Source organism: Mariniflexile sp. AS56, assembly GCF_030552475.1.
Classification (GTDB): domain Bacteria; phylum Bacteroidota; class Bacteroidia; order Flavobacteriales; family Flavobacteriaceae; genus Mariniflexile.
In genome coordinates, this window is sequence record NZ_JAUPED010000009.1 from 60121 (window position 1) to 72970 (window position 12850).

General features: G+C 33.9%; 7 protein-coding genes. All 7 read left to right on the forward strand.

Annotated features, from left to right (window positions below; all coding sequences use genetic code 11):
• Window positions 1-54 precede the first annotated feature (54 nt).
• The 7 genes from Q5N74_RS12155 to Q5N74_RS12185 all read left to right on the forward strand — a co-directional run bounded on the left by Q5N74_RS12155 (window position 55) and on the right by Q5N74_RS12185 (window position 12847).
• On the forward strand, window positions 55-1827 hold the full coding sequence (locus tag Q5N74_RS12155; RefSeq protein WP_304389106.1) for a glycoside hydrolase family 36 protein: 1773 nt from the start codon (window positions 55-57) through the stop codon (window positions 1825-1827).
• Window positions 1828-1830: 3 nt separating this feature from the next.
• The gene (locus Q5N74_RS12160; protein ID WP_304389107.1) at window positions 1831-3486 is read left to right on the forward strand and encodes a solute:sodium symporter family transporter; all 1656 of its coding nucleotides are present in this window, start codon (window positions 1831-1833) and stop codon (window positions 3484-3486) included.
• A 17-nt stretch (window positions 3487-3503) separates the two neighbouring features.
• On the forward strand, window positions 3504-4985 hold the full coding sequence (gene glpK / locus Q5N74_RS12165; RefSeq protein WP_304389108.1) for a glycerol kinase GlpK: 1482 nt from the start codon (window positions 3504-3506) through the stop codon (window positions 4983-4985).
• Window positions 4986-4995: 10 nt separating this feature from the next.
• The gene (locus tag Q5N74_RS12170) at window positions 4996-6672 is read left to right on the forward strand and encodes a glycerol-3-phosphate dehydrogenase/oxidase (protein ID WP_304389109.1); all 1677 of its coding nucleotides are present in this window, start codon (window positions 4996-4998) and stop codon (window positions 6670-6672) included.
• Between the two features lie 16 nt (window positions 6673-6688).
• Window positions 6689-9991 carry a CRTAC1 family protein gene (locus Q5N74_RS12175; RefSeq protein WP_304389110.1) on the forward strand — a complete coding sequence of 1101 codons (3303 nt, stop codon included), beginning with the start codon at window positions 6689-6691 and terminating at the stop codon, window positions 9989-9991.
• A 545-nt stretch (window positions 9992-10536) separates the two neighbouring features.
• Complete coding sequence (locus tag Q5N74_RS12180) at window positions 10537-11202, forward strand: DUF6796 family protein (protein ID WP_304389112.1); 666 nt, start codon at window positions 10537-10539, stop codon at window positions 11200-11202.
• Complete coding sequence (locus Q5N74_RS12185) at window positions 11195-12847, forward strand: VCBS repeat-containing protein (RefSeq protein ID WP_304389113.1); 1653 nt, start codon at window positions 11195-11197, stop codon at window positions 12845-12847. Before Q5N74_RS12180 ends, Q5N74_RS12185 begins: the two co-directional genes overlap by 8 nt.
• Window positions 12848-12850: the final 3 nt, after the last annotated feature.

A 12850-nucleotide genomic window follows, 5' to 3' on the forward strand; every position in this document is an offset into this window, starting at 1 on the left:
TTCAAAGTATATCTCAATAAAACATAACAATAATTACCAATTCCTATTAGTAACATGACGCAAATTGTCGATATTATACCTAAACAAAACATCACTATAAAAAGTGACTGTAATAATTTCAAAACTGAAATAACTACCATTTCTGAAGATTTAAATGTGTCTATATTCAACATTCAAATCACTTCTAATACGCCTGAAAAACCGGAGCCATTAACACTTAAATGGAAAATCCCAGCACATAATGTAAAAGGTGTTTGGAAACCAACTACCGATTTTGCAAAACGTATTCAAGCAGATTGGGAAATGGCAGGTATGGAATCTAGAATTTCCATTGATGCACCAGTTATCAGTTTGTTTGGTCATGATGATAGTAATCGCCATACATTCGCATGTTCTAATGCCATAAATAAATTAGAGCTCAATGCTGAAATTAGAGAGGAAGATGATTGTTTCTACTGCCATGTTACTTTGTTTTTAGAACAACAATCTAAAATAGATAATTACAGTATTCAGTTAAGAATTGATCAAGGTGAAAAACACTTTTCTGAAGCTTTAAAGGAAGTCTCAAAATGGTGGGAGAGTTTTGATGATTTAAAACCAACTTCGGTTCCAGATATTGCACTAGCGCCCTTATACTCTACTTGGTATAATTTTCATCAAACTTTAGAAGAAAATGTTTTAATTGAAGAATGTAAAACTGCCTACAGTTTAGGCTATAGAGCTGTTATAATAGATGATGGTTGGCAAACCAATGATGGTAATAGAGGGTATGATTTTACAGGCGATTGGGAACCTGAGCGGTTAAATAAAACAAAAGCATTTGTTGAAGACATTCATGCTACAGGTATGAAAATTGGTTTTTGGTATTCAGTTCCTTTCTGCGGAAAAAAATCGAAAGCATACAAAGGTTTTAAAGGAAAGTTTTTAACTGAAAATCACCGTTGGGCACCTGTTTTCGACCCGCGTTATCCTGAAGTTAGATCCTATCTTATTAATATCTATAAAAACGCATTGTTAGATTGGAATTTAGACGGTTTCAAACTTGATTTTATTGATGATTTCAGATTGTATGTTGATACACCAGAAGTTAACGATGCCATGGATTTTACTTCCATAAACGCAGCAGTTGATAGGTTATTAACAGATGTTATCACAACTTTAAAAAATATTAATTCGGAGGTTTTTATAGAATTCAGACAAAAATATGTAGGTCCTGCGATGCGAAAATATGGTAACATGTTCAGAGCTTTTGATTGCCCTGGAGATGCAACAATGAATCGTGTTCGAATTGCAGATATTAGAATGTTAGCAGGAAATACCGCTGTGCATTCAGATATGATTACATGGCATAATGACGAAAAATTAGAAATAGCAGCTTTACAAATGGTAAACACGCTTTTTGGGGTGCCTCAAATTTCAGTCATCCTTAAAGATATTCCTAAAGACCATTTGCAAATGGTGAAGTTTTATACTGAATACTGGACTACTAATAGAGAGCTTATTACAAAAGGTCATTTTACTCCTTACAGACCTTTAGCTAATTATCCAATTCAAAAAGTTAGTAATAGCAAAAAACTACTTGTTGGTTTGTATGATGATCATGTTGTTCAAATGGATAATTCTTTTGAAGCACTTGATGTTTTAAATGCAAAATTAACTGAAAGTATTATACTAAAAATCAATAGCGATTTAGGAAGCTATAATTGTAGTATCTTTAATTGTAAGGGCGATTTAGTAAATGAAAAAAATCTAAAATTAAACAAAGGTGTTCTGGAAATTACAGTTCCTGCATGCGGTTTAGTTCAATTAACTATAAATAAATTATAACATATGGATACGCTATCAATTGTTTCATTTCTTGGATTCACCTTATTGGTAGCCTTTATTGCATGGTATGCAACCCGAAAGACTGATGAGAATTCAGCCGATGGCTATTACCTAGGTGGAAGAAGTCTAGGTTATGTAACTATTGCGGGTTCTTTGCTTTTAACCAATCTTTCTGCAGAACAAATAGTTGGTCTTAACGGACAGTCGTTTGCGCAAGGTGTTTTGGTAATGGCTTGGGAAACTTTAGCTGCAATTTCTATGATTGTAACAGCTATTTATTTATTGCCAAAATACATGCGCTCAGGAATTACCACCATACCAGAGTTTGTTCAAGAACGTTTTGATGCGCAAACAAAATCTATATTATCCATTCTCTTTTTAGTGGCTTTTGGTGTTGTATTGCTGCCTACAATTTTATATTCAGGTTCTTTAGCATTTAGCACCATGTTTGATTTGTCTGAAACCTTAGGGATATCACAATCTTCAGTTATTTGGATATGTGTATGGTCTATCGGAATTATCGGTTCTATTTATGCCATTTTTGGAGGACTTAAGGCCGTGGCAGTTTCAGATTTGGTAAATGCCATAGGACTTTTAATTGGTGGCTTATTAATCCCTGTTTTTGGTTTGATGCTTATTGGAGATGGTAGTGTTTCAGATGGTTTAAGTGAATTATGGACTGAAAACCCCGAAAAATTTAATGCTAAAGGAGCTATAGATTCTTTTATTCCTTTCAGTACGATTTTTACAGGAATGATGATTGCTCAAATGTATTATTGGGGCACAAATCAATCTATTTTACAACGTGTATTTGGTGCTAAAAGTTTAGCCGACGGTCAAAAAGGAATGATATTGGCAGGGTTTGTAAAATTCTTAATTCCAATAATTGTAGTACTGCCAGGCGTTATTGCATGGCATATTTTTGGAAATGATTTAGAAAACGCAGATCAAGCATACCCTGCTTTAGTTAAAAAAGTATTACCTGGGGCATTCTTAGGTTTTTTTGCGGCTGTGTTATTTGGAGCTGTTTTGAGTTCTTTTAATAGTTTGTTAAATAGCAGTTCAACGTTATTTGGAATCGATTTATACCGTCAATATTTTAATAAAAACGCTTCTGAACTTAAAATGGTAAAAGCAGGTAAAGCATTTGGTCTTTTACTAGCATTAATTTCAATGAGCATCGCACCATTTATTGCAAATGCTCCTGATGGACTTTTCTCGTACATTCAAGAATCTTTAGGAAGTTTAAGTGTCCCTATTTTAGCGGTGGTTGCTGTTGGTATGTCTACCAAAAATGTTCCAGCTTTAGGCGCGAAAATTGTATTAACAGTTGGGGTGTTAATGTATTTGGTAAGTCAGTTTGTACTTAGTCCACATTTTATAAACGACGCTTTAGCAGAAGCAGCTGCAAATGGTATTACGGGGGCAAAAGAATTAAGAATTATAAAAGCTCAAGCATATCCGCATTTCTTACATATAATGGGTATTCTTTTTGTTATTAATGTAGGGTTTATGTTAATAATGGGGAAACTATACCCTAATAAGAGGGTGTACACTCCTAAAATCACAGAAGAAATTGATATTACGCCCTGGAAGTATGCCAAAGTAGTTGGTGTAGCTATTACTATTTTGGTGTTAAGTACCTATTTAATTTTTTAAATTGAAGACTGCAAAATATGAACAAAAAATATGTAATAGCCTTCGATCAAGGTACTACAAGTACCAGAACCATTGTTTTTGATGAAAAAGGCTCTATTGTTTCAATAGCCCAAAAGGAATTAAAGCAATATTATCCACAATCTGGATGGGTAGAACACGATGCTTTAGAGATTTATAACGACCAATTAGAAACCTTTCACCAAGCTGTCTCTAATTCAGGAATTAACCCAAAGGACATTGCGGCTATTGGTATTACAAATCAACGTGAAACCACTGTTGTTTGGGATAGAGAGACAGGGAAGCCTATTCATAAGGCGATTGTTTGGTTAGATAAACGAACCACAGGTATCTGTAAGAGTATAGAGGATAAAGGGCTTTCAAGCTATATCAAAAAAAACACGGGTTTGGTAGTGGATTCTTATTTTTCAGGCACCAAATTAAAATGGATTTTAGATAACGTTGAAGGTGCTCAAGAAAAAGCAGAGGCAGGAAAATTAATGTTTGGAAACATCGATTCTTGGTTAATTTATAAATTCACAAATGGAAAAAAACATGTTACCGATCATACGAATGCATCGCGTACCATGATTTATAATATTAAAAACCTAGAGTGGGATGAAAAACTTCTTAAAGAGTTAAATATCCCTCATTCTCTATTACCAAAAGTTCAAACGTCCTCTTCAGATTTTGGAATTATTGAATACAAAGGAATTAAAATTCCAATTTACGGTGTTGCTGGTGACCAACAAGCGTCGTTATTTGGGCAAGGAGGGTTTGAAGCAGGTATTGCAAAAAGCACTTTCGGTACGGGTTGTTTTATTCTTTTAAATACAGGAACAAAACAGGTGAAATCAAAAAAAGGCTTGCTTACTACGCTAACCTGTAGTTTAGATTCAGAACCTGTAAATTATGCTTTAGAAGGTAGTGTTTTTGCTGGCGGTGCATCTATTCAATGGTTGCGAGATCGTATGAAAATTATAGATAAAGCAAGCGACACTGAGGCTATTTGCAGCAGTATTCCGCCCCTAAATAATGTTTACGTTGTTCCCGCTTTTGCAGGTCTTGGTGCCCCACATTGGGACTGTAAAGCTAAAGGAAGTGTTTACGGTATGACCTTAGATACGGGGAAAGAAGAACTTATTAAAGCGACAGTTGAAGCTTTGGCCTACCAAACCAAGGATGTTATTGGTGCTATGGAAACAGATAGCAAGGAAAAAATAGTGACTTTAAAAGTAGATGGTGGCGCAAGCAAAAATAATTATCTAATGCAGTTTCAAGCTGATTTATTGAATGTTGAAGTTGATAGACCCAAGATGATTGAAGTTACCGCATTTGGTGCAGCACTTTTAGCAGGTATAAAAGCTGGGATTTGGACTAAAAGCAATATTGCTCAAATAAGAGAGGTTGACACTGTTTTTAGTCCGAAAATGGACAAAAAAACACGAAAAAAAAATTATAAAGGCTGGAAAAAAGCTGTAAAACGAACAAAAAGTAAGTAAGATGTTGACGATGAAAAAAATCGCAGAATTTTCGGTATTAAATAGAACAGCTCAAATTAAAAAGTTTCAAACTACAAAATTTGATTTGGCTATTATTGGTGGAGGTGTTACAGGAGCGGGTATCGCGTTAGATGCAGCTTCTCGGGGTTTAAATGTGTGCTTAATTGAGAAAAATGATTTTGCTTCGGGAACCAGTAATAAATCGACAAAACTAATTCATGGAGGCTTACGTTATTTAAAACAATTTGAAATTGGTTTGGTAAGAGAATCTGGATCAGAGCGTGCCATTGTTCACAAATTAGCTCCTCATTTAGTCGTTCCTGAAAAAATGTTATTACCTTTAGTTGAGGGTGGTACTTATGGGAAAATGATGACCTCTATAGGGCTTAAAGTTTACGATTTTTTAGCTGATGTTAAAGGTGATGATAGAAGAAAAATGCTCGAAAAAGAAGAAACTATCATCAAAGAACCTTTACTTAATAAAGATGTTGTTTTAGGTAGTGGCTTGTATGCAGAATATAGAACAGACGATGCACGATTAACTATTGAAATATTAAAAAAAGCAGTGGAATTTGGTGCGACAGTCATCAACTATTGTGAAATGGAATCGTTTAATTATAACGAGGAATCCAAGATTAAAAGTCTAAACTGTATAGACAATAATACAGGGAATATTTTCAAAATAAAAGCTAGAAATTATGTCTCGGCAGCTGGCCCATGGGTAGATAAATTACGGACTAAAGACCATTCCATGAACAATAAATATTTGCATCTTACCAAAGGTGTTCATATTGTTTTTCCGTATGAAAAATTACCTGTGAAACAACCGCTTTATTTTGATGTTCCTGATGGCAGAATGATTTTTGCCATTCCAAGAGGTAGAGCAACTTATGTAGGAACTACCGATACCAATTACTCTGGTAGTCTAGAGCGTGTTGTTGCCATTAAAAGCGATGCTGAATATCTTTTAAATGCCATTAATAGCACCTTTCCAGATGTTCATTTGTCAATAGATGATATTGAATCTAACTGGGCAGGACTAAGACCGTTAATTCATGAAGAAGATAAAGATCCGTCAGAACTGTCAAGAAAAGATGAGTTATTTATTTCTGAAAGCGGATTAATTTCTATAGCTGGTGGTAAGCTAACAGGGTATCGCAGAATGGCAGACCGCGTTATTGAAGCGGTTTTAAAAACCATGAAGAGTAAACATAAGAAGGATTTAAAAAAATCAAAAACCGAGAAAATTCCTTTAGTAAGCCCTTCCCTTGAAAATTCACATAATGTTGAAATATATCAAGAGGAATTAGAACTAAAACTTTCAGAATTGGGTGTTTTAGACACGTACCATGCTTGGTATTTATGTACTACTTATGGAAAACAATCAGATATCATTATTGATAAATCAAAAACATTTGATAATAAAGATGTTTTGGAACGTTTAATTAGAGCGGAACTTTGGTTTGCTATACATCACGAAATGACTAATAGCTTAACAGATTTCTTTGTACGTAGAACAGGAAGATTATATTTCGATATTCCAAGTGTGAAAAAATATATGAAACTCATTTTTGATGATTGTTCAAATTATTTAGATTGGGGTACAAAACGTATTGATTCAGAAAAAGAACATATGGAACTGCTTTTAGAGGATGCAACAAACTATTACGAACAAGAGTTTGAATAAACTATAGATTATTAATATGAAAAATAGAGCATTAAATTTAGTAACTTTTTTATTTATATTGATGCTCTTTTTCAATTGCGAAAAAGAGAAAAAAGAAGCTTCCATAAAAAAGATATTTAACACCCTTGATGCTTCCGTTTCAGGTATAGATTTTTCAAACACCCTTACAGAAAACGATAGTCTAAACTATTTCACCTACTCTTATTTATATATGGGAGGTGGCGTTGCTGTTGGCGATATCAATAACGACGGGTTAAAAGATGTTTTTTTTACAGGCAATCAAGTGTCCAATAAGTTATACTTAAATAAAGGTAATCTTGAGTTTGAAGATATTACTAAAAAATCAGGGGTCTCAGGTGATGAAAGATGGTATACAGGGGTTACAATGGCAGATGTAAATGCGGATGGTTTTTTAGATATTTATTGTTCAGTAGCTGGAAAATTCACACCAAAATCAAACGAACTCTATATTAATAATCAAGACGGAACATTCACGGAAATGGCTCAAGAATACGGATTGGCTGATGCAGGACAAAGTGTTCAAGCAACGTTTTTTGATTATGATAAAGATGGTGATTTAGATGTCTATGTTGCCAATTATCCAGTAACAAAGTTCAATGCTTCAGTTTATGTTTATGAGCAAAAAATGAAAACGGTGAGTGAGATAGAATCGGACCATTTGTATAGAAATGATAATGGCAAATTTACAGATGTTACCAAGGAAGCTGGTGTTAAAAGTTTTGGGTTAACATTAAGTGCAACGGTTGGCGATTTAAATAACGATTCTTGGCCAGATATTTACATTTCAAACGATTTTGCCTCTCCTGATTATTTATATATAAATAACCAAGATGGTACATTTAGGGAAGTTCTAAAAGAAGCAACATCACATACCGCTTTTTACGGTATGGGTGTCGATATTTCAGATTTTAATAATGATGGGAATCTTGATATTTTTCAAGTTGATATGGATGCCAAAACCAACAAACGTAAAAAGGCAAATATGGCAGGCATGAATCCTGATTTGTTTTGGGGTGTTGTTGATGCAGGTTTTCATTACCAATACATGCAAAACTGTTTACAAATGAATGCGGGTGTTTTTAAAGATGGCAATCCGTTTTTCTCAAATGTATCTAGAATTACAGGTGTTTCTTCTACCGATTGGAGCTGGGGTCCACTTTTTGCAGATTTTGATAACGATGGTTTAAAAGATTTATTCATTTCAAACGGTACACGTCGAGAAGTGAACAACCGTGATTTCTTCAATCAAATTGATGATGCCTTTACCATCGATAGTGATAAAACGTTGGAGATGAGTTTAAAAATTCCTTCAGAAAAAATTGATAATTTCATCTATAAAAACAACGGAAATTTAAATTTTAAGCAAGCCAATAAAGATTGGGGAATTGAATTTAAAGGTTTTTCAAATGGTGTGGCTTATGCCGATTTAGATAATGACGGCGATTTAGAAATTATCACTAATAATATAGATGATAAAGCCTCTGTTTTTCAAAATAACAGTTCAGAAATAAACAACCATATTACGCTTAGATTTGAAGGTGCTTCTAATAATAAATTTGGTTTAGGAAATCGAGTTTTCGTTACTGTAAATGGGGAAACGCAAATGCAAGAGTTGACGCTAACTCGTGGTTTCCAATCTTCCGTTGCTCCAGAATTACATTTCGGTTTGGGTCAATCAGATAAAATTGATGAACTAAAAGTGGTTTGGGCAAATGGTTCTACAGAAATTAAAAAGGATGTTGCAGCAAATCAAATTCTAGTTTTTAATCATTCCAACGCAAGTCTCGAAAACGAACAAATAAACCTCAAAAACCCTATTTTTAATTCTAATATTAAAGGGCTTTTTCCAGAGCATAAACATGATGAAAACACCTTTGATGATTTTAAATACCAAGTCTTGTTGCCACATAAAATGTCTGCCTTTGGTCCTGCGCTTGCAGTAGGCGATTTAAATAATGACGGATTAGATGATTATTTTGTTGGTGGTGCTTTTAATAGAACAGGAAGTTTATACTTTCAAATTGAAAGCGGTTTTCAAAAATATGAAAACTCTGTTCTAGAACAGGATAAATTAAGTGAAGATGTTGGTGCTTTAATTTTTGATGCTGATAACGATGGCGATAATGATTTGTATGTAGTTAGTGGTGGTTATGAATTCTCGTCCAAATCTAAAATGCTTCAAGACCGTCTTTATGTGAACGATGGTTCAGGGGGTTTTACGAAATCAAGTGCGCTTCCTGAGATGATTACAAGTAGTTCAAAGGTTTATAACCTAGATTTTAATAAAGATGGTAAACAAGATTTACTTGTTTTGGGTAGGCAAATTCCTGGACATTATCCAGTTGCGGCCAATACATATTTATTAGAAAATAAGAGTAAAAATGGTGTTGTGAAGTTTGAAGACGTTACTGCGATGCACGCAAAAGTATTTCAGAATTTAGGTATGGCAACATCGGCAATTATAACAGACTTTAATAGTGATGATTCAGAAGATATTATCATAGTAGGGGAATGGATGCCTATTCGAGTTTTTGAAAATGTAAACGGAACTTTTAAAGAAGTGTCAGAAGCCTTAGGGCTTACCAAGGATACAACAGGTTGGTGGTGGAGCATTAATGAAGGTGATTTTGATGGCGATGGCGATATGGATTATATAGTTGGAAACAATGGTTTGAATTATAAATACAAAGCCACAGAAAATGAAACCTTCGATATTTATATGAACGATTTTGATAACGATAATAAAAAAGACATTGTATTAAGTTATTATAATGAAGGCAAGCAATATCCAGTTCGTGGGCGTGAATGTTCATCGCAGCAAAACCCAAATATCAAAGAAAAGTTTAAAAATTACGAGACCTTTTCTAATGCCACTCTTGTTGATGTTTATGAAAAAGATGCTTTAGAGTCTGCTATACATTATCAGGTGAAATCTTTTGCAAGTATATATTTAGAAAATAAGGGTGGTAAATTTATCATTCATGAATTGCCAGTTGAAGCGCAAGTATCTAGTATAAACAAGATTTTGGTTGACGATTTTGATAAAGATGGCGCTTTAGATATCGTTATTGCAGGGAATTTATATTCATCGGAAATTGAAACTCCTAGAAATGATGCTGGTTATGGCTTATTTTTGAAAGGAAATAATAAGGGTGGTTTCTTACCTGTTTCAACCTATGAAAGTGGTTTTTTTATACCCGGAGATGTAAAAGAAATGGAAACCATTAAGGTGAAAAATAAAAAACACATCATTGCTGCCAAAAACAATGATTTCCTTCAGTTTGTTCAATTAAATTAACCGCATACATATTTTGACTTTTTGGACTTAGAATATTAATGCGTATTATTATTCACTGGCTTAAGTCCCGTCTTCAGTACTTAAGCCTTATCTTTAATGGATAAGGCTTTTATTTATCTATAAACATCATAAGCTCAATATTTTGATGCACTCATTCAAATTTTACTCGCACCATAAGGCGAGGCTTATTTGTATAATAATCTACTACATAGAATATAAAGATAAGTTACTAAAAGGAGGGGTGCTTAAAACTGATACACTTCGCATTCAAAAGTTAGAACGAAGACTTCATAGTGTATTACATAACGATAGAGCAATTTGAATTGGAACAAGTTTTTTCAGAAGAATCTGGTGACCTAAACGAAAACGGAAATACAATCACTGAAAACCTGCTTTCTCATAAATAAATTATCTACCATATTAATACCTTTAGGCAATCAGTTAGCCCTGTTCTGAGTAACATGAGAATGGAGGGAGCTGTATTTTATTTTGAAAGGAATTTTAACATTTCCCGACAAAATTCAGAACTAACGCTTTATTAATATATGCAATTAACAAAAATTTTAGGCTACTTAGGCCTTCTCGCCTCTATTCTTGTAGGATTAGGCGAATATTTTTTACACTATTCCCCACACATTTTAGAACATGCCGAAGATTATGCATTTTTCAAATATGTACGTTTAGAGAATCTTACAACCGGACATTTCTTGGCCGTTATTGGTTTGCCTTTTTATTTTGCTGGTTACTTACATATCTATAGAATGCTAAAATCTGGAAACGAAACTTTAGCAAGACTTGTTTTAGCTATAGGTTTTATAGCTTTTGCTGTTGGAGGAATTTGGATAGGCTCCAGAGCATCAATAGGTAATATCGTGCATTTAAAAGGTACTATGGACCAAGCTATCTACCAAAATCTATTAGCACATTACACCAGTCATATGGAGATTTTAGTAAAAGCACTTCGTATCATCATTGCATCGCTATCTGTTGTATTTGTTATCGCTATCCTAAAAGGAGGCACATATTATAAAAAGTGGGTCGCTATTTTTAACCCTATCGTGATACTGCTTTTACTAGTCGTTTTAGGAAAACTAATTCCTTCTATTGGAAAACACATGCTTCCTATCTTAATGAATGTCACCCATTTTATTCTTTTTACATTATCCTTATATCAACTAAATACATACACTAAAACACCTCAAAATGCTTAAGAAAATTTTAAAATACACCGGAATATTAATCCTTTTACTATTAGTACTCGTACTTGGGTTCTTCTGGAGAGATTCCGTTTCCGATAAATACGACATTACCATAGCCGATAATAAAATCCCTCAATTTGAAGCAATTACTCTCGATTTTAAACATCAATATAATGGCGATAAATCCTTGCCAATTGCACCTTCCGCTTTAATTGATATTAATAATGATAATATAGACGAAGTATTTTTTGGAGGTGGCATGTTTCAAGAGGATGCTATTTTTGCATACCGAGATAATAAATTTGTCAATATTTCTTCCGAAGTAAATCTACCTAAAAAAGGAAATACACTAACGACTGTTGGCGTAGTTTCTGCCGATTTTGACAATAACGGTTTCACAGATATTATTCTAGGAAGAGAAGATGGATTAACCATTTATTACAACACCAACGGAAAATTAACCGTTAAAAAAATCAATACTCCTATCAATGAAAAATCAACACCTGCAGGATTAACCGTTGGAGATATTGATAAAGATGGAGATTTAGATATTTTCATGGCTACTTATCTTAAAAAAGAGCTCATGGAAGGCCAAACCATTTTTGAAGATTACACCTATGGTTCTACCAGTGAATTACTTTTAAATACGGGAAATGAAAACTTTGTAAGTATTACTAAAGAAGCTGGTTTAGATTATGTACACAATACGTTTCAAGGTGTTTTAGTGGATATTGATAACGATACTTGGTTAGATTTAGTAGTGGTTCATGATACTGGAGAAGCAAGAACCTATAAAAATAATGGCGATCTTACCTATACGATGAAGCCAAATCCGTTAACCAAAAAATTCGCATATCCTATGGGATTAGCAGTTGGCGATTACAACAATGATGGTTTGGTAGATTTTATGTTTTCTAATACCGGAAGCACCTTACCAAGAGCTTTAGCAAAAGGAGATATTAAAGACGCTTCTTTATTTAATGAAAAGTGGATTCTCTTTAGAAATGATGGCGACTTTAAATTTACAGATACTGCGGAAGAAACTAAAATTGCAGATTACGAATTTTCTTGGGGTTGCACCTTCGCCGATATGAATAATGACGGTTTGCAAGATTTAATGGTTGCTGAAAACTATGTAGATTTAGCGCCTAATAAACTCTTTAGATTGCCTAGTCGATTCTTAGTGCAAAAAGAAGATGGAACTTTCGCACCAACCGAAGAAAAAAGTGGTGTTGTGAATCCGTATTACGCCATTACATCTTTAGTGAGTGATTTTAACCAAGATGGCTATTTAGATATGATTTGGGTAAATATTGATACTCCTTCGTTAGCTTATATCAATAAAGGCGGAAGTAATAATTACCTACAAGTAGATTTAGGAGAATCGGTGCAAGTACAAGGTGCAAAAGTAACCGTAACTACGCCAACCAAAACACTAACCGAATGGCTAGTATCTGGTGAAGGTTTAGCGAGTGATCAAACCGCATTGCTTCAATTCGGATTAGGAGAAGACACCAAAGTGACTAACGTTACCATCTGGTTAACAAACGATATGAAAATTAGTATCGATACCCCAGAAATCAATAGCATTTTAGATTTAAAATCCGAAGTAGTAAAACAAGTGGAAGTTTTAGAAACCCCTGAAGAAGCCTTATAGATT